The organism is Ligilactobacillus murinus DSM 20452 = NBRC 14221 (genome assembly GCF_001591685.1).
Classification (GTDB): Bacteria; Bacillota; Bacilli; order Lactobacillales; family Lactobacillaceae; genus Ligilactobacillus; species Ligilactobacillus murinus.
The window spans coordinates 17,755-36,125 of sequence record NZ_BCVJ01000017.1; the positions used below are offsets into that span (position 1 = coordinate 17,755).

16 protein-coding genes are annotated in these 18,371 nt (G+C 40.2%); 15 read left to right on the forward strand and 1 reads right to left on the reverse strand.

Going from position 1 to position 18,371, the window contains the following annotated elements:
• The first annotated feature begins 5 nt into the window (after positions 1-5).
• The 13 genes from glgB to LMU01S_RS04800 all read left to right on the forward strand — a co-directional run bounded on the left by glgB (position 6) and on the right by LMU01S_RS04800 (position 16,141).
• Positions 6-2,015: a 1,4-alpha-glucan branching protein GlgB gene (gene glgB / locus LMU01S_RS04740; RefSeq protein WP_056959233.1), complete on the forward strand. Its 2,010-nt coding sequence runs from the start codon at positions 6-8 to the stop codon at positions 2,013-2,015.
• Positions 2,015-3,157, forward strand: a complete 1,143-nt coding sequence (locus LMU01S_RS04745; protein ID WP_056959234.1) for a glucose-1-phosphate adenylyltransferase — start codon at positions 2,015-2,017, stop codon at positions 3,155-3,157. Before glgB ends, LMU01S_RS04745 begins: the two co-directional genes overlap by 1 nt.
• Complete coding sequence (gene glgD, locus LMU01S_RS04750; protein WP_056959235.1) at positions 3,147-4,298, forward strand: glucose-1-phosphate adenylyltransferase subunit GlgD; 1,152 nt, start codon at positions 3,147-3,149, stop codon at positions 4,296-4,298. The genes LMU01S_RS04745 and glgD overlap by 11 nt, the downstream gene beginning before the upstream one ends.
• Positions 4,298-5,731: a glycogen synthase GlgA gene (gene glgA, locus LMU01S_RS04755; RefSeq protein ID WP_056959236.1), complete on the forward strand. Its 1,434-nt coding sequence runs from the start codon at positions 4,298-4,300 to the stop codon at positions 5,729-5,731. The genes glgD and glgA overlap by 1 nt, the downstream gene beginning before the upstream one ends.
• 45 nt (positions 5,732-5,776) lie before the next feature.
• The gene (locus LMU01S_RS04760) at positions 5,777-8,209 is read left to right on the forward strand and encodes a glycogen/starch/alpha-glucan phosphorylase (RefSeq protein ID WP_056959237.1); all 2,433 of its coding nucleotides are present in this window, start codon (positions 5,777-5,779) and stop codon (positions 8,207-8,209) included.
• Positions 8,193-10,013 (forward strand): glycoside hydrolase family 13 protein, encoded by a 1,821-nt coding sequence (locus tag LMU01S_RS04765; protein WP_056959238.1) that lies wholly within the window; start codon positions 8,193-8,195, stop codon positions 10,011-10,013. The genes LMU01S_RS04760 and LMU01S_RS04765 overlap by 17 nt, the downstream gene beginning before the upstream one ends.
• Positions 10,014-10,167: 154 nt before the next feature.
• Complete coding sequence (locus LMU01S_RS04770; protein ID WP_056959239.1) at positions 10,168-11,061, forward strand: phosphate ABC transporter substrate-binding protein PstS family protein; 894 nt, start codon at positions 10,168-10,170, stop codon at positions 11,059-11,061.
• Positions 11,048-11,965: a phosphate ABC transporter permease subunit PstC gene (gene pstC, locus LMU01S_RS04775; RefSeq protein ID WP_004051650.1), complete on the forward strand. Its 918-nt coding sequence runs from the start codon at positions 11,048-11,050 to the stop codon at positions 11,963-11,965. Before LMU01S_RS04770 ends, pstC begins: the two co-directional genes overlap by 14 nt.
• A 3-nt stretch (positions 11,966-11,968) precedes the next feature.
• A complete protein-coding gene (gene pstA / locus LMU01S_RS04780; protein ID WP_056959240.1) occupies positions 11,969-12,856 on the forward strand; it encodes a phosphate ABC transporter permease PstA in 888 nt (295 codons plus the stop codon).
• 15 nt (positions 12,857-12,871) lie between these two features.
• Positions 12,872-13,681: a phosphate ABC transporter ATP-binding protein PstB gene (gene pstB, locus LMU01S_RS04785; RefSeq protein WP_004051652.1), complete on the forward strand. Its 810-nt coding sequence runs from the start codon at positions 12,872-12,874 to the stop codon at positions 13,679-13,681.
• A 13-nt stretch (positions 13,682-13,694) separates the two neighbouring features.
• Positions 13,695-14,456 carry a phosphate ABC transporter ATP-binding protein PstB gene (gene pstB, locus LMU01S_RS04790; protein ID WP_004051653.1) on the forward strand — a complete coding sequence of 254 codons (762 nt, stop codon included), beginning with the start codon at positions 13,695-13,697 and terminating at the stop codon, positions 14,454-14,456.
• Positions 14,457-14,475: 19 nt separating this feature from the next.
• Entirely contained in the window at positions 14,476-15,141 is a 666-nt protein-coding gene (gene phoU / locus LMU01S_RS04795; protein ID WP_056959241.1) for a phosphate signaling complex protein PhoU, read from the forward strand.
• A 133-nt stretch (positions 15,142-15,274) separates the two neighbouring features.
• Complete coding sequence (locus LMU01S_RS04800; RefSeq protein ID WP_056959242.1) at positions 15,275-16,141, forward strand: class II fructose-bisphosphate aldolase; 867 nt, start codon at positions 15,275-15,277, stop codon at positions 16,139-16,141.
• 45 nt (positions 16,142-16,186) lie between these two features.
• Here the strand turns inward: LMU01S_RS04800 and LMU01S_RS04805 are convergent, their stop codons facing one another.
• Positions 16,187-16,696: a DUF1836 domain-containing protein gene (locus LMU01S_RS04805; protein ID WP_056959243.1), complete on the reverse strand. Its 510-nt coding sequence runs from the start codon at positions 16,694-16,696 to the stop codon at positions 16,187-16,189.
• A 160-nt stretch (positions 16,697-16,856) separates the two neighbouring features.
• Here LMU01S_RS04805 and trhA point away from each other — a divergent pair, with 160 nt between their 5' ends.
• Together trhA and LMU01S_RS04815 are read left to right on the forward strand one after the other, a co-directional pair.
• A complete protein-coding gene (gene trhA / locus LMU01S_RS04810; RefSeq protein ID WP_056959244.1) occupies positions 16,857-17,483 on the forward strand; it encodes a PAQR family membrane homeostasis protein TrhA in 627 nt (208 codons plus the stop codon).
• Positions 17,484-17,586: 103 nt separating this feature from the next.
• Positions 17,587-17,931 (forward strand): ArsR/SmtB family transcription factor, encoded by a 345-nt coding sequence (locus tag LMU01S_RS04815; protein WP_056959245.1) that lies wholly within the window; start codon positions 17,587-17,589, stop codon positions 17,929-17,931.
• Positions 17,932-18,371 lie beyond the last annotated feature (440 nt).

Consider the following 18,371-nt stretch of genomic DNA (forward strand, 5'->3'; position numbering starts at 1 on the left):
GAGAAATGACCGCTGGTTTTGATTTGTCTCAGGAAATGGAAACGTTTGCTCGAGGCGAAAATTTTCATGCACAAACTTTTCTGGGGGCACATCCAGCTGCAAAAGCAGGATATGTCTTTCGTGTGTGGGCCCCGAAAGCTCAACAAATTTGGCTAGTTGGCGAGTTTAATGATTGGCAAGAAGATCTGCCAATGAAGTTGGGAGAGCATGGTATTTGGAGTGTGGTGGCGCCAAATGCTAAACATGGACAAATGTACAAATTTAAAGTCAAACAACATGATGGTCGTATCGTATATAAGATCGATCCTTTTGCCTTTCGTTTTGAAGAGCGTCCAAATGATGCATCGATCATCTATGATATTCCAGAATATAAATGGCATGATGGTTTATGGCGCGGACGTCATAAACGTTCGAATTACTTTGAACGACCAATGAACATTTATGAGGTCCATCCGGGTTCATGGAAGTCACATGCTGATGGTACTTTGTATACGATCGGGGATCTGACAAAAGAATTGATCCCATACTTAAAGAAAATGAATTATACCCACGTTGAATTTATGCCTTTGATGGAACATCCCTTAGGTGCTTCTTGGGGGTACCAATTGATCGGGTATTTTGCGGTCAGTTCAGCTTATGGAACTCCAGAAGAATTTCAAGCGTTCGTTGATGCGTGTCATAAAGAAAATATTGGAGTGATCGTGGATTGGGTCCCAGGTCATTTTTGTATCAATGATGATACCTTACCATATTACGATGGGACTCCGACTTTTGAGTATGAAGATCCAGATCGAGCTAAAAATATTGGTTGGGGTTCGCAAAACTTTGACTTGGGTAAACCAGAAGTTCAATCTTTCTTGCTTTCAAGTGCCTTTTTCTGGATCGAAAAATTCCATTTGGATGGTTTACGGGTCGATGCAGTCTCCAATATGATCTATTTGGATTATGATGAAGGTCCTTGGAAACCAAATATTTATGGTGGGAACCGAAATTTAGAAGGATGGCATTTTTTACGCAAATTAAACAAAGAAGTCAAGTTTGCTCATCCTAAAGTGATCTTGATCGCTGAAGAAAGTTCGGCTGGGACCAAAGTGACGGGCATGTTAGAAGAAGATTCGTTAGGCTTTGACTACAAGTGGAATATGGGCTGGATGAATGACGTCTTGAACTTTTATCAAATGGATCCACTCTTTAGAGGCGATCACTTGGATATGTTGACCTTTTCTTGGATGTATCGTTTATCGGAAAATTACATTTTGCCATTGTCTCATGATGAAGTCGTCCATGGTAAGAAGAGCTTGTTGCACAAAATGTGGGGCGGGGATCGCTACAAGCAATTTGCCCAACTTAGGAATTTACTCACTTATCAAATAACACACCCCGGGAAAAAATTACTCTTTATGGGGGGCGAATTTGGACAATTCATCGAATGGCGCTACTACGAAGGCTTGACTTGGGACGGTTTAGATGACGAACTAAATAAGAAAATGCAACATTTTACAGCTAAACTCAATGAATTTTATCGTGAACACCGTGCACTATGGGAATTAGAGGATAAAGAAGAGAGTTTAGAAGTGATCGATGCTAATAACAAGACAGCGACCATCTTGAGTTTTATTCGGCATGGTAAACGGAAAAAAGATTTCTTAGTGGTAGTCATGAATCTCACTACGATCGAGCAGCAAAACTTTGAGATCGGCGTGCCTTATCCGGGAAGTTATCGTGAAGTTTGGAATACTGAAATGGAAGAGTTTGGTGGAACTTGGACCAAGCATAATCCATTAGCTAAGACTAAAGAAAAAGTCTTTAAGAACTATGATCAAGTGATCAGCTTGACCGTTCCGGCTCTAGGCGTCGTGATCTTAAACCCAGAAGATGTGAATTTACGCTACGTCAACAAAAAATATCTCGAATCTAAAAAAGCAAAGAAAGTTAAGGCAAAAACAGTCGCTAAAAAGCAAAAACAACAAGCTAAGGGGGGTAAAGGACAGCAGGAGAAGCGTCCGAAAAAATAATGAAAAACGAAATGTTAGCAATGATCTTAGCTGGTGGTAAGGGTACCAGACTAGGGAAATTAACGCAAAATATCGCTAAACCCGCTGTACCGTTTGGGGGACGGTACCGTATCGTCGATTTTACTTTAAGTAACTGTGTCAATTCGGGGATCAAAAATATTGGGGTCGTAACACAATATCAACCACTTATTTTAAATAATCATATCGGTAATGGGGCTAGTTGGGGCTTGGATCGTTTGGATTCTGGGGTCACGATCTTACAACCTTATTCAAATAATGAGGGTTCTAAGTGGTTTGAGGGTACTTCACATGCCATCTACCAAAATATCGACTATATTGATTCAATGGATCCAGAGTATCTTTTAGTTCTTTCAGGTGATCATATCTACAAGATGGATTATGAAGATATGTTAGCTAAACACAAGAAGAGCAATGCCGCGCTTAGTGTAGCCGTGATCGATGTTCCTTGGGATGAGGCTAGTCGATTTGGGATCATGAATACCGATGAAAATGACCGGATCATTGAATTTGAAGAAAAGCCAAAAAAACCAAAGAGCAACCACGCTTCAATGGGGATCTATATCTTTACTTGGGCTCGTTTGCGCGATGTATTATTGAATAGTTTCAAAAAAGACGTTGATATGTATGATTTTGGTAAAAATGTCATTCCATTTTACATTAAGAGTGGGGATAATGTACAAGCTTATCATTTCTCGGGTTATTGGAAAGATGTTGGAACGATCGATTCTTTATGGGCAACGAATATGGAATTTATCGACAATGAAGGCGATCTAAATGTGCGCGACAAAACATGGCCGATCTATTCGAAAAATCCGATCGCGCCACCACAATTTATTACTAATACTGCCCGCGTTAAAAATTCAATGATCGTGGATGGTTGCTTTATCTCAGGTAAGATCGAACACAGTATTTTAGCAGCAAATGTTCAAGTCAAAGAAGGCTCAGTCGTGAAGGATAGTGTTGTGATGACGGGCGCTTCGATCGGTAAAAATGTAATTATCAACCGCGCGATCATCGGTGAAAATGCAATTATTGGTGATGGGGCTGTGATCGATGGAACAGATGAGATCGCAGTAGTAGGAAATTCAGAAGTATTAGGGGTGACGATTAATGAAGGCTAATAAGATGTGTGCGATTTTAGGTAATGAGCATGAATATAACGGGTTATTGCCATTAACAGCAAATCGCCCACTCTCTACACTTTATTTTGATTGTAAATATCGGATCATGGATTTTGCGTTATCAAGTGCTGTCAATGCCAATATCAGGACTGTTTATATGATCTTAAATGAAGGTCGCTTTAAGTCGGTTTTTGATCATTTAGGTGGCAGTCGAGAATGGGGCTTGGACAGTATTGGGAGTTACCAATATCTTGGCTTTTATCAAGATATCTTACGCAAAAAAGCTGAAGGCAAGCCATATTTTAGCGATATGATCGGTTTTTTGAAGAAATCAAAGTCAGAATATACGGTTTTCTTTGGCAATAAGATGTTGTGTAATGTTGACTTGCGTTCGATCTTAGATGTTCATCAAGCCCATGATAGCAATATCACGGTTGTCTTTAAACGGGTACCTAAAGAAAAAATAGCACCTGATGATTGCATTTTGACGCTCGAAGACGATAATAGAGTTAAGCAAACGGATATTTTCAGCGAGCTTGATGAAGCTTCTGACCTTTACAACTTATCGATGAGCATCTTTTTAGTCAAAACTGATTGGTTGATCGATCTTTTGCATAAGGGACAAAATGCGGGCGCGCCAGCAAGTGTGCAGGAATTATTGAACCGGGAAATGACACGGACCAACACACGTGCTTACGAATATACAGGTTACTTGAGCAATATTTATGACATCAAGAGCTACTATGATGCCAACATGGATATGCTTGATCCCGAGCATTTCAACACTTTGTTGTTCTCCAGTCAACGTGTGATCACGCGAACTAAAAACGAAGTGGCGACTCACTTTTACGATTCTTCTGATGTCAACTCCAGTCAATTTGCGACTGGCTGTGTCGTTAAAGGTAAAGTCGATCGCAGTTTGATTTCGCGGCGGACTACGATCGAAGAAGGTGCTCGTGTCAAAGATTCTGTGATCATGAGTAATGCTCATATCAAACGCGGGGCTAAGTTGCAATATGCGATCTTAGATAAAAATGTTGAAGTAGAAGCCGGCGTCACCATTCAAGGGACACCTGAAAATCCAGTTGTGATCACAAAGGATAGTCGTATTGTGGCAGATATCTATGGGGGCGAGAACTAGTGAAGATCTTATTTACCGCAGCGGAATGCGCACCATTTTTTAAAACGGGAGGTCTTGGCGATGTTGCCGGGGCGTTACCTAAGAGCATGGCTAAAAAGGGAAATGAAGTTAAAGTCGTTTTGCCTTTTTACACAAAAATGCCAGAAAATTATCAGTCACAGTTGACCGATCTCTTTAATTTTTATGTTGCTGTTGGTTGGCGCAATGAGTATTGTGGTGTCAAAGTTTTAGAATTAGACGGTGTTGAATATTATTTCTTAGATAACAAGTATTATTTTGATCGCCCTGATCTTTACGGCTATTATGATGATGGCGAACGCTTTGCCTTTTTCCAACAAGCCGTGATCGAATTGATGGAGCGGATCAATTATATTCCTGACATCTTACATGTCAATGACTATCATACTGCCTTTATTCCTTTCTTATTACGGGAAAAATACGGTTGGATCAAAGATTTTGGTCATATTGCAACTGTGCTTACGATCCACAACCTTGAATTTCAAGGGCAGTACGGGCGCGATGTCTTGCCTGAACTCTTTGGCATGTCGACTAAACGCTATGATGATGGGACGATCCAAATGGGGACGGCCGTAAACTTTATGAAAGCCGGTATTTTTTACGCCGATCGGGTCAATACAGTCAGCCCGACTTATGCTGCTGAGATCCAGACACCTGAATTTGGGTGTGGTTTAGATGAAGTTTTACGGATGGTCAATTATAAACTTTCCGGTATCTTAAACGGGATCGATTATGATACTTTTGATCCTAAGACTGATAAAGCATTACCGTATAAATTCGATCGCAAGAATTTAAAGGGCAAAGCTAAAGATAAGGCTGCTTTGCAAAAGAAATTTGGTTTGCCAGTCAGAAAAGATGTCCCATTGATCGGGGTCGTCAGTCGTTTAACTTATCAAAAGGGCTTTCAGTTAGTGGTCCAAGAGATGGCAAATTTGATGCAATTTGACGTCCAATTTGTTTTATTGGGCACCGGATATGAGAATTTTGAGCATGACTTTACTTATTTTGCGGGACGTTATCCAGATAAATGTAGCGTCAGCATCAACTTCGATGTTAATTTAGCTCAGCAGATCTATGCTGGCTGTGACATGTTCTTGATGCCCTCTGCTTTTGAACCTTGTGGATTATCACAGTTGATCTCTATGCGTTACGGTACTTTGCCGATCGTTCATCAGATCGGTGGGTTACGTGATAGTGTGTGGGCTTACAATCCAATTGAACAGATCGGGACTGGCTTTGGTTTTGAGGAATTTTCTTCATTTTGGATGATGGAAGAGATCAAATTGGCGCTTAGCGTTTACAATGATCAACCAAAGGTCTGGCAGAAGATGATGCGTATTGCAATGGAATCAGATTTTAGTTGGGATAGTGCAAGTCAAAATTATTTAGATTTGTATACACAAATTTTAAGATAGTCACAAGGAGTTTGTCAGCTATCGGTTTATAAGGGAGGATACTTAATGAAAATCACACAGGAGCGTTTTGTACGCGAATTTAAGAAGCGGTTGGCAGAGAAGTATGCGCTTGATGTCAAAGATGCTGCTCCGATCGAGTTGTATCAGACTTTAGTTTCAGTGGTCAAATCTGGTTATTCCGAAATTTGGCGCAATACTTGGAAGAATTATGTCAAAAATGACCAAAAGCAAGTTTACTATTTTTCGATCGAATTTTTACCAGGTCGGTTATTAAAGAGTAATCTTTTGAACATGGGTTGGTACGATGTGGTCGATAAGGGCTTAAAGCAAATGGGACTTAGCTTGGATAAGATCTCAGAGTCTGAAGTTGATATGGCACTTGGTAATGGTGGTTTAGGTCGTTTAGCTTCTTGTTTTATGGATGCTTTAGCTTCAGATGGCTTGCCAGGTAATGGAAATGGTATCCGCTACAAATATGGTTTGTTCAAGCAAAAATTTGTTGATGGTTACCAGATCGAGTTACCAAATGAATGGTTGACTGATGGTAACAATTGGGCTGTTGCACGTGAAAGTAAAGCGGTCGATGTTTTGATGGGTGGCCAAGTTCATTTGATCGATAATGGTAAATATTTAGAAGCGATCTATGAAGGCGCCGATGTGATCAAGGCTGTGCCTTATGACACGGGGATCGTTGGTTATCGCAATGATCACGTTAATACGATGCGACTTTGGGATGCTCAGATCCCAGCTTCAGAAGAAGTTAAATATCCAACGATCGAGGACCGACGTCGGGTCGAGGATCTAACTTCAGTGCTTTATCCTGATGATTCGAACTATGAAGGCCGTATTTTACGCTTAAAGCAAGAATATTTCTTCACGTCGGCTGGGATCCAAAGCATCATTCGGCACTATAAGAAATATGATCGTCCGTTAAATGAAATCAGTGAATATATTGCGATCCATATCAATGATACGCACCCTGCTATGTGTGTGGCTGAATTTATGCGGATCTTGCTTGATAAAGAGCATATGGACTGGGATGAAGCTTGGCAACAAACAGTCAAGACGATGAGTTATACTAATCACACGATCATGGCTGAAGCTTTGGAAAAATGGCCTGTTGAAATGTTGGCAAAAGTCCAACCGCGTATCTTGCAGATCATCCAAGAGATCGATCGGCGCTATGCTTTAGAACTTGAAGGTAAAAAAGATCATGACTTCATCGAACGGACACGGATCATCAAAGACGGCATGGTCAAGATGGCTCATTTAGCAATTATTGGTTCACATAGTACTAATGGTGTAGCTAAGTTGCATACAGAATTGTTGGAAAATGATGTTTTACGTGATTTCTACGAATTGTACCCTGAACGTTTCAATAATAAGACAAATGGGATCACAGTTCGGCGTTGGCTCCAAGTAGCTAACCCTGAACTAGCTAAGACGATCGATCAAGCGATCGGAACGGCTTGGCGCTTTGATGCTAAGAAATTGCATGAACTAAAAAATCATGTTGGTGATAAAAAGTTACTAGAAAAGATCGGTAAAGCTAAACTCGATAATAAGAAGAAGTTAGCCGCCTTTATCAAAGAAGATACTGGCATCGAAGTTTCACCGCATGCGATCTTTGATGTTCAGATCAAGCGCCTGCATGCCTATAAACGGCAATTGCTCAACTTGTTACACATCGTTAAATTGTATTTAGATCTTAAAGATGATCCAAACCGCGATGTTGAACCACGGGTATTTATTTTTGGGGCTAAAGCTGCACCAAGTTACCACTATGCTAAAGCGATCATTAAGTGTATCAATGAAGTTGCCAATATGATCAATAATGATAAGACGATCAATGATAAGTTAAAGGTCGTCTTCTTGGAAAACTATGGTGTTTCATTGGCTGAAAAGATCATTCCGGCTGCTGATGTTGGCGAACAGATCTCAACGGCAACTAAGGAAGCTTCAGGGACTTCTAATATGAAATTGATGTTAAATGGTGCTTTGACAGTAGCGACCTTAGATGGAGCTAATATCGAGATCAAAGACTATGTTGGTGAAGATAATATCTTTATCTTTGGTTTGACAAAAGATGAAGTTTTAGAATACGAGAAGAACCATAACTATCATGCTACTGAATACTACGATAACGATCCGGTCATCAAACGTGTCTTGGATGCTTTCGTTGATGGGACGATCCCAAATATTGAAGTTGAGGGGCATGAGATCTATGATTCCTTATTGCGGGTCAATGATGAATACTTTGTTTTACGTGATTTTGCTTCCTATGTCCAAGTTCAAGAAGCTGTTAGTGAAGCTTACAAAGATAAGCAAAACTGGAACAAGATGTGTTTGGTAAATATTGCCAATGCTGGCTATTTCTCAGCTGATGATACGGTTGAAAAATATGCTAAAGAGATTTGGAATATCAAACCAAACGCAACTGAAATGAAGGGAAAAGCAAAAGATGTATATCCACTTTGATTCGTGGCAAGAAAAGTATAAAAAACCGTTTGGAGCGATCAAAGTTGATCGACCGGTAGAATTCATGCTTGAAGCCTATGACGTTGATGTTACTAGTGTTGAACTTTACGTCTATGCCGATGGAAAGTTGATCCCAGAGATCGTCATAATGGAAAATAAGAGTTCAGGGCGTTATTATGCAACCTATATCCCGAGAAAAAGTGGCTTGTATTTCTATTACTTTAAACTGGTGATCCGGCAACATGAACATGAACTTGTACGCTATTACTGTGCTAATGACGGAGGGCAAGGACAGTTGGTCGAGAGTAGCGAAATATTGGAAAATAATTCATACCAGCTGACCTGCTATGACAAAACGGTCAATGCCCCTGAATGGTATCAAAATGGGATCTGTTATCAGATCTTTCCCGACCGTTTTTATAATGGAAATCTAGATGGTTATATTGAAGGTAAAAAGCGAGATACCTTTATTTATGCAACGATCCAAGATGATCCGATGTACATCAGAAATCACGATGGCAGTATTGCCCGCTGGGATTTCTATGGTGGAAATCTCAAAGGGATCATCAAAAAGATCCCGTATCTAAAAAAATTAGGTATTTCGATCATTTATTTGAATCCGATCTTTGAAGCGGCAAGTAATCACCGTTATGATACTAGCGATTATTTCAAGATCGATCCGATGTTGGGCAATGAAAAAGTCTTTAAGGAATTATTGACTAAGTTGCACAAAGCTGGGATCCACTTGATCTTAGATGGAGTCTTCTCACATGTAGGACGTAACAGTAAGTACTTTAACTTTAATGGCAACTACGGTGAACATGTTGGGGCTGCACGGGATAAGAACAGCGAGTATTATCCATGGTTTAGTTTTGAACGCTATCCCGACAAGTACCGTTGTTGGTGGGGCAATGCAGATCTCCCAGTGGTAGATAAGAACAATCCTCAGTTTCAACAGTTCATCTACGGCGAAAAGAACAGTGTTTTAGCTAAATGGAATCAATTAGGCGTAGATGGTTGGCGCTTAGATGTCGCTGACGAGTTACCTGATCCATTTATTGCTAAGATCCGTAAGAATTTAGACGGTTATCGTGATCGCTTGTTATTAGGTGAAGTTTGGGAAGATGCTTCTAATAAAGTTGCTTATAGTCAACGGCGCCACTATGTCAAAGGTGACGAGTTAGATGGTGTCATGAACTATCCTTTACGCGAAGCGATCTTAGACTTATTAGAACAAAAGCGTTCCGCTGAGACGATCGCTAAAGAGATGATGAAATTACGGGAAAATTATCCATTAGACTTTTATCTAAATTCGCTCAATAATATCGGGACCCATGATACAAAGCGGGTCTTGACCGCTTTGGGGGGCGATGTGACTAAAGTCAAGCGTGCTTTTGAATTACTTTTCATGTTCCCAGGGGTACCATGTATCTATTATGGTGATGAGGTCGGTTTGCCTGGTGGAACTGATCCAGATAATAGACGCTTTTATCCTTGGGGGCGTGAAGATCACGGCCTTTTGGAGCACGTACGTTCATTGACGGCTAAACGTCAAGCTGAACCTGCTTTGATCAAAGGAGAATTGACTTTGCTAGCTGGTGAAGGTTTCTTTGGAGTTGGGCGCTACCAAGCAGGACGCAAAGTAGTCTATCTGTTGAATGCTAGTGAAAAAACAAATGGATTTTATGCTGATAAATTGCAACAATTCCATGATGAATGGAATCTGCGGGCAATGATGACTAAGGCTAACGGTAAAGAATTTGGACCGTTTGAGAGTATCATGTTAACATCTGATAATTGTTAAGCAAAATAGTGTTTAGAGGAGTGATCTTCTAGACACTATTTTTTTGTGAGCGCGGTGTTTTTTACATAATCTTTACATAACGACCCAAATGTTTTTACAAAAAAGGCATAAAATTAAAGGTGTAATTAACTCTAATATTTTAGGAGAAATTAGGATGAAAAAAGCAATTGTTAGTTTCGGAATGCTCTTTATGGCAGTCTTTTTTCTTGCGGGCTGTGCAGGACAAAAGAGTGATAAACAAAATATTACGATCGTTGGGTCAACAGCCTTGCAGCCAATGGTAGAAATGGCGGCTGAAGAATATCAACGTGATCACAGTGATGTAAGTATCACAGTCCAAGGTGGCGGTTCAGGTACAGGTTTGAGTCAGGTTCAAGCCGGGGCGGTCACGATCGGTAATTCAGATGTATTTGCTCGGGAATTACCCGGGATCAAACCTAAAGAACTAGTCGATCATACTGTAGCAGTTTTAGGACTAGCACCAGTTGTCAATAAAGATAGTGGCGTAAAACAAGTAACAATGGCGCAATTACGTGGCATCTTTACCGGTAAATACACAAACTGGAAACAATTGGGTGGTAAAAATCAAAAGATCATGGTCATCAATCGTGCCCAAGGTAGTGGGACACGTGTTGCTTTTGAGAATAACGTGATGCAGGGGCAAAAAATGTTGAAAGCTCAAGAACAAGAATCAAATGGTACGGTACAACGTATGGTCGCAAGTACGCCTGGTGCGATCAGTTATTTGTCATTTTCATACATCAATAAAGATATGACGGCGCTAAAAGTGGATGGGGTCAAACCAACTGCTGAAAATGTCAAAGATAATTCTTGGAAGATCTGGGCGTATGAACATATGTATACGAAGGGCAAACCAGATAAAATGACAAAACGCTTTTTAGATTATATGTACTCAGATGTCGTACAAAAGAATTTGGTGACAGCATTAGGTTACATTCCGATCAATGAGATGAAGATACAAAAAGATGCTAATAACCAAGTAACACCAATTATCACAGATGAGGTGAAACAAGATGGATCCAATTAGAGAAAAAATTTTAAAACCGTCTAAGGAGACGCGTCAAGACTTCGTGGGTAAAACACTGAGTTATGCCAGCATTTTCTTGATCGTCGGAGTTGTGTTAGCGATCTTTTTATTTGTTGCTTCAAAGGGGATCGCGACTTTTACGCAAAATAAAGCTAGTTTAGTGGAATTTTTAACGGGAAGTGAATGGAATCCAGGCGCTAATGGACCAAATGGGCGGCCACTAGTTGGGGCTTTACCAATGATCTTAGGCTCTTTTGGGGTAACCTTATTGGCTGCGCTATTTGCGACCCCATTTGCGATCGGGACAGCGCTTTACATGACTGAACTTTCGTCTAAAAGAAGTCAAAAGTTCATGCAAAGTGTCATCGAATTATTAGTTGGGATCCCATCAGTTGTTTACGGTTTTATCGGCTTGACGGTCGTTGTTCCTTTTGTGCGTGATCATTTTGGCGGTTCAGGTTATGGGATCTTGTCTGGGTCGTTTGTGCTCTTTGTGATGGTCTTACCAACGATCACTTCGATGACAGTTGACAGTTTGCGCGCTGTACCCAAGTATTATAAATCAGCTTCCCTAGCTTTAGGGGCAACTGAATGGCAAACGATCTATCGTGTCTTATTACGTGCAGCTTTGCCAGGGATCATGACTGCGATCGTCTTTGGGATGGCACGAGCTTTTGGTGAAGCGTTAGCCGTCCAAATGGTCATCGGTAATGCGACCCTGTTACCAGAAAGTTTATTGGCTCCGGCTTCGACCTTGACCAGTGTCTTGACGATGGGGATCGGTAATACAGTTATGGGAACTGTTTCCAACAACGCTTTATGGTCATTAGCGTTAGTCCTCTTGTTGATGTCACTATTCTTCAACATTGCAGTGCGCTTTATCAGTCGGAAAGGAAAGATGTAATCTATGAATACGAAAAAAGTAAATAAACTTGCTTTAGGTGTGATCAAATTGATCGCCGGGATCGTGGTCTTGATCTTAGCCTTTTTGATCGGACGGATCTTATTAAACGGTCTGCCCCATGTTTCGTGGCATTTCTTGACGACACCTTCACGTTCCTTTACTGCTGGTGGCGGGATCGGGATCCAGTTGTTCAACTCCTTTTATCTATTGGTCTTGACACTATTGATCTCATTTCCACTTTCTTTGGGTGCAGGGATCTATCTAGCTGAATATGCACCTAAGAATCGTGTGACTGAAACGGTGAGAATGGCGATCGAAGTTTTGAGTTCTTTACCATCAGTGGTTGTTGGGTTGTTTGGCTTTCTGCTTTTTGTGGTCCAATTCAAGATGGGCTTTTCGATCATCTCAGGTGCGATCGCCTTAACATTTTTCAACTTACCGCTATTGACGCGTAATGTTGAAGATTCATTAAATAACGTTCCTAAATTACAACGTGAAGCTGGCTTAGCCTTAGGTTTATCCAAATGGCATACAGTCACGAAGATCATTTTGCCTGAAGCTTTACCAGGGATCCTTACTGGGATCGTGCTTTGTGCCGGCCGTGTTTTTGGTGAAGCAGCTGCTTTGATCTATACTGCTGGTCAAAGTGCAACTAATATCGATTTTATGGATTGGAATCCATTTAGTGAATCAAGTCCGCTCAATCTTTTCCGGCCAGCGGAAACTTTGGCGGTGCATATCTGGAAGATCAACTCCGAAGGGATCATGCCGGATGCTGAACAGATCTCAGCTGGTGCGTCAGCTGTTTTGATCGTAGCGGTCTTGATCTTTAATTTATCGGCGCGTTATTTGGGCAATCGCTTGTACAAACGCTTGACTGCAAGTAAATAGATGAGGAAGATGACAATGAATGTAGGTAAATATGACTTAAATGAGACATCGATCTTAAAATTTGATCCAAAAGTTCAAGAAGTTGCGCTCTCGACCCATGATCTGCAAGTTTATTATGGTAACAAACATGCTTTTTTTGATGGCAACCTTCAATTTGAGCGCTATAAGATCACAGCTTTAGTTGGGGCCTCTGGGTCTGGGAAATCGACGTTCTTGCGTTCCTTGAACCGAATGAATGATGACGTAGCGACCGTGACAGGTGAGATCATGTATCGCGGGATCGATATCAACTCCAAAAAGATCAACCTCTATGAGATGCGTAAACAGATCGGGATGGTTTTTCAACGGCCTAATCCATTTTCTAAATCGATCAAAGAAAACATCACGTTTGCTCTTAAGGAAAATGGGATCAAAGATAAACAAAAATTAGATGAGATCGTAGAAAAGAGCTTGCGTGGGGCTGCATTGTGGGATGAAGTCAAAGATGACTTGAATAAGAGTGCTTTGGCTTTATCTGGGGGGCAACAACAACGCCTTTGTATTGCCCGAGCGATCGCAATGGGGCCTGATATCTTATTGATGGACGAACCTTGTAGTGCGCTTGATCCGATCTCAACTTTAAAAGTTGAAGAAACGATGCTTGAATTAAAGAAAAAATATACGATCATCATTGTGACCCATAATATGCAACAAGCTTCACGGGCAAGTGACTACACAGCCTTTTTCCACATGGGACATGTGATCGAATACGATAAGACAAAAAATATCTTTACCAATCCACGGATACAAGCAACTGAAGATTATATCTCAGGGAATTTTGGTTAGGACGAGGTTTATCATGGAAAAAGAAAAAATTATTACGAGTCAAAATGTTCATTTATACTATGGACAAAAAGAAGCTTTAAAAGGGATCGATCTAGATTTTCCTAAATCTGGTATCCATGCGCTGATCGGTCCTTCAGGTTGTGGAAAGTCGACTTATCTGAGATGTTTGAATCGGATGAATGATTTGATCGATAATGTTAAAATTACAGGAGCGATCAAATTAGACGGCCAAGATATCTATAGTCCTAAGACGGATACGGTCGAATTGCGCAAAAAAGTTGGTATGGTCTTTCAACAGCCTAATCCATTTCCGTTTTCGATCTATGAAAATGTTGTCTATGGTTTACGGATCGCTGGAGTCAAAGATAAACAATTGTTGGATGAGCGGGTCGAAACAAGTTTGAAACAAGCGGCTGTGTGGGATGATGTTAAAGATGACTTGCATAAGAGTGCATTAGCCTTGTCAGGTGGACAACAACAACGGGTCTGCATTGCCCGGGTGCTTGCGGTCAAACCAGAAGTTATCCTATTAGATGAACCCACAAGTGCGCTTGATCCAGTTTCAAGTAATAAAGTCGAAGAGATGCTTTTGACGTTAAAAGATGATTATACTTGTATTATCGTGACCCATAATATGCAACAAGCTTCACGGATCTCAGATACGACTTCATTTTTCTTGAATGGAAATTTGATCGAAACGGGACCGACGAAAAAAATTTTTGTTAATCCGAATAAAAAAGAGACTGATGACTATTTAAGCGGTCGCTTTGGTTAATTGAACAAGGAGGAATTTTATGCAACGCCATATTGATACTCAGATCCAAGCTTTACGTCAGGAATTTATCACAATGGGCCTTGAAGTTAAGGCGTCGCTTGAAAAAGCGATCAATTCACTTAAAGAAGATGATAAACAAGCTGCTAAAGAGGTTATCGAACACGACGAAGTGATCAACAATCACGAGACACATTTAGAGAAAAAGACAGCTCAGATCATTGCGCTACAAAGTCCAGTAGCCGGTGATCTTCGTGAGATCATTTCGATCTTGAAAGCTAGTTCTGATTTAGAACGTTTAGCTGATCACGCCGTAAGTATCGCTAAGAATGTGTTATTACTCAAAGAAGAACGGCGTGACGATGAGATCGACATGATGATCGTCAAGATGGGTGATAATGTTTTAACGATGCTAGCAAGTATTTTGAAAGCATACACTGAAATGGATGAAAAATTAGCGATCAAGATCGCCGAAATGGATGCCGGTAATGATGGGATCTTTTTGGATATCAGAAAGCGTGCGATGGGCTTAGTCAAGACGAATCCTAAATTTGCTGGTGAGGGCTTCGATTACTTGCAGATCGCTAATCACTTAGAACGATCAGGTGATTATATCACTAATATTGCGGAATGGATCGTATATACTAAAAAGGGTAAGATCACCGAATTAGGGCGCAACGATTTCTAAGGATTTTTACGCTAGCTTGATGAATTTTAATTAAAATCTTGGGAAAATAGTACGTTTTCTTAAGCAAGTGTGTTAAAATGTATGTGTACTCGAAAGTGAGTAATTTACTGTAAAATCTTTAGGAGGCTGTTTTATGTCATTCGTAAACGGTAGTGAAATTTTTTCTGCAGCTCGCAAGGGCCATTATGCAGTAGGTGCTTTTAACACAAATAACTTGGAATGGACACGTGCTATTCTTAAAGGCGCTCAAGAAAAGAACGTACCTGTATTGATCCAAGTATCAATGGGTGCTGCTAAGTACATGGGCGGTTACAAATTAGTTCGTGACTTAGTTGCAAGCGAAATGGAAGCAATGAACATCACTGTTCCAGTTGTTATGCACTTAGACCATGGTAACTACGAAGCTGCTAAGGAATGTATCGAAGCAGGTTTCTCATCAGTTATGTTTGATGGCCATGACTTACCATTTGAAGAAAACTTGGCTAAGACAAAAGAAATCGTTGAATTAGCACATGCTAAAGGTATTTCTGTTGAAGCTGAAGTTGGTTCTATCGGTGGTGAAGAAGACGGTGTTGTTGGTGCTGGTGAATTAGCTGACGTTGAAGAAGCAAAACAAATTGCTGCACTTGGCGTTGACTACTTAGCATGTGGTATCGGTAACATCCACGGTCAATACCCAGCAAACTGGAAAGGTCTTAACTTTGACCGCTTGAAGGAATTAGCAGACGCTATGCCAGATATGCCATTAGTATTGCACGGTGGTTCTGGTATCCCTCAAGAACAAGTTGTTAAAGCTATCTCAATGGGTGTTTCCAAGCTTAACATCAACACAGAATGCCAAATCGCATTTGCTGAAGCAACACGTAAGTACATCGAAGAAGGCAAGGATAAAGAAGGTAAAGGTTACGACCCTCGTAAACTTCTTGCACCTGGTACACAAGCTATCACAGATACAGTTGAAGAAATCATCGATTGGATCGGTACACCAGAAGCTAAATAATCTAAAGATTAAAAAAGACTCTAGGAATTTTCCTAGGGTCTTTTTTTAGATGTGATCGTGTTTACTTTTGTATTGCAATAGGTGTTCGCCGACCATTTTGTAGATCACAGCATTGATGATCACGTGTTTTGTAAGTTTGCTCAATGATAGACTGTTAGCTAACGGTTGGGCATAACCGCCATTTTTAAGTGCTTGATTGAAGATCTGAGCAAAACTATTATAGGATTCCTTGATCGAAAATTCATGCAACAATTGCTCATTGTAATTTTTGATCGTTTCTAAAGGATAAACAGATTTTAGAAGACTGATCACCAGTAATTCGGCTAAGTGAGTTGCATTGTACTTTTTCTTAACGGGACGTGACATGAGGCCTTTTTTGACATAACTGTTGATCATTGAAGGCGTCAAAGGTGCCCCTAAAAAGCCAGTCAAATAGCGATTGCCAAGATTGACCAATTGATCCATATATAGTTCGAAATCAGGAAAATCTTCCCAATAGGGCAATCGTTTATTCGTGAAACTATCTAATTGCTTTTGGATATTTAACTTCTCCATCGTGCTCGTCCTTTTATCTAGTTTAAGTGTATTATAACACATTGTTCTAAAATTTATTGATCTTTAAAAACTTTTAAACTAGACTTTAAGTCTATATATAATTGACTTAAATATTTAAAGAGTGTAGACTGAAAATAGATTTTAGAAGGTGGTGTCAGATATGGATCGACGTGAACAGATCACAAATGAAGTATGGAGTGCGATCACACATGGTATCGGGGTCGGACTGAGTATTTGGTTATTAGTGTTATTGATCTTAAAAGGGATCGCAACGCAAAATATTGTCAGTTTTACAGCATATCTAGTCTATGGCTTGTGTTTATTGAGTCTATACTTAGCTTCGACTTTATTTCATTGTTTATATTTCACCAAAGCCCGTCGGTTATTCCAAGCATTTGATCACTCCAGTATTTATTTATTGATCGCTGGCACGTACATGCCATATTGCTTGGTCGGGATCGGAGGTAAGTTTGGTTGGGGCTTATGGATCGCAGTGGCTCTCTTGATGCTTTTTGGGATCTTATATCATGCTTTAGCAAAACCTAGGTATCAAATCGTTGAGACCGTGATCTGTGTTCTAGCAGGGTGGCTGTGTGTGTTAGGTTTTAAACCACTATTTCAGGTATTAGGTTTTCCCGGGTTATTATTACTATTAGCAGGTGGCATTGCCTTTACCTTGGGTGCGGTCGTCTATAGTTTAAAGCTGAAATATGTTCATATTTATTGGCATTTGCTGGTGATCTTAGGCTCAGCGTTGATGTTTTGTTCGATCTATTTTTATCTATAGAATAAAAATATTTCATTTCCCAGGTGGAAGCGTTTGCGACGGGTGCTATTTAATGTTATCCTTAATTCAGAGGATAGTGTCTCAAGAAAGGAGAGTGGTACTCATGCCAACGATACAGTTGACAACAGAACAGCGCAGAGCGTTAGAGGGATTTGCTAACGAATTTGAAACGGTAAATGCCTTAGCTGACCGCAATCGGCAAAAGATAATTCTTTTATTATGTGAACGACTTCATCAAGGAATGACTGTTACTGAGATAACCAAAATGATGGCCATCACCCAACCAGCGGTTTCACATCATTTGAAGATCTTACGCGAAGCGGGTCTAGTTTCATTTAAAAAAGCGGGATTGCAAAGCTTTTACCATGTAACACTTGAAGCACCTTTAAAAAGCTTGGAAGATGCGATCCATCAAGTTCGTTTGACGGTGGATACGATAACTAAATAGTCAAAGAGTTGTTTCAGCTTGCACTAGGCTTTTAAGCAGGCCGGGTGCGACCGTTGGAACAAATTTTTTAATTATGAGAATATAAAAAGAGGCGCTAGAAATTTTCTAGTGCCAGAATGTAGACAAACTCTATTCAAAATGGATAGAGTTTGTTCTTATGTATTTTATATAACTATATGCTTAAAATATGTGAATGTGGAGGTGGGGGTCCCCAGTTTTTAAGATTTAGGCACATAAATAGTAATCCGACCTTATCGATTCCTACTTCTCTGGCGCACCTCAAATTGTGATATTTTTTGCCGAATCAAAATCTTTATCAATCATTTCTTTCTTTGTCTCATATTTTAACTTTGAGCCAGTTTGATGACTAATATCTTCACATTTTTTCCATACTATCTTGCCAAACGTGGCGCATAACAACTTTTTGGTGACGCAGTTTG

Excerpts from the sequence above, each read along its gene's own strand:
- LMU01S_RS04800 (WP_056959242.1), top strand. The coding sequence starts at position 15,275 with ATGTCATTCGTAAACGGTAGTGAAATTTTTTCTGCAGCTCGCAAGGGC.
- pstA (WP_056959240.1), top strand. The coding sequence starts at position 11,969 with ATGAATACGAAAAAAGTAAATAAACTTGCTTTAGGTGTGATCAAATTG.
- pstC (WP_004051650.1), top strand. The coding sequence starts at position 11,048 with ATGGATCCAATTAGAGAAAAAATTTTAAAACCGTCTAAGGAGACGCGT.
- LMU01S_RS04770 (WP_056959239.1), top strand. The coding sequence starts at position 10,168 with ATGAAAAAAGCAATTGTTAGTTTCGGAATGCTCTTTATGGCAGTCTTT.
- glgB (WP_056959233.1), top strand. The coding sequence starts at position 6 with ATGACCGCTGGTTTTGATTTGTCTCAGGAAATGGAAACGTTTGCTCGA.
- glgD (WP_056959235.1), top strand. The coding sequence starts at position 3,147 with ATGAAGGCTAATAAGATGTGTGCGATTTTAGGTAATGAGCATGAATAT.
- phoU (WP_056959241.1), top strand. The coding sequence starts at position 14,476 with ATGCAACGCCATATTGATACTCAGATCCAAGCTTTACGTCAGGAATTT.
- LMU01S_RS04765 (WP_056959238.1), top strand. The coding sequence starts at position 8,193 with ATGTATATCCACTTTGATTCGTGGCAAGAAAAGTATAAAAAACCGTTT.
- pstB (WP_004051653.1), top strand. The coding sequence starts at position 13,695 with ATGGAAAAAGAAAAAATTATTACGAGTCAAAATGTTCATTTATACTAT.
- LMU01S_RS04760 (WP_056959237.1), top strand. The coding sequence starts at position 5,777 with ATGAAAATCACACAGGAGCGTTTTGTACGCGAATTTAAGAAGCGGTTG.
- trhA (WP_056959244.1), top strand. The coding sequence starts at position 16,857 with ATGGATCGACGTGAACAGATCACAAATGAAGTATGGAGTGCGATCACA.
- LMU01S_RS04805 (WP_056959243.1), bottom strand. The coding sequence starts at position 16,696 with ATGGAGAAGTTAAATATCCAAAAGCAATTAGATAGTTTCACGAATAAA.
- LMU01S_RS04745 (WP_056959234.1), top strand. The coding sequence starts at position 2,015 with ATGAAAAACGAAATGTTAGCAATGATCTTAGCTGGTGGTAAGGGTACC.
- pstB (WP_004051652.1), top strand. The coding sequence starts at position 12,872 with ATGAATGTAGGTAAATATGACTTAAATGAGACATCGATCTTAAAATTT.
- LMU01S_RS04815 (WP_056959245.1), top strand. The coding sequence starts at position 17,587 with ATGCCAACGATACAGTTGACAACAGAACAGCGCAGAGCGTTAGAGGGA.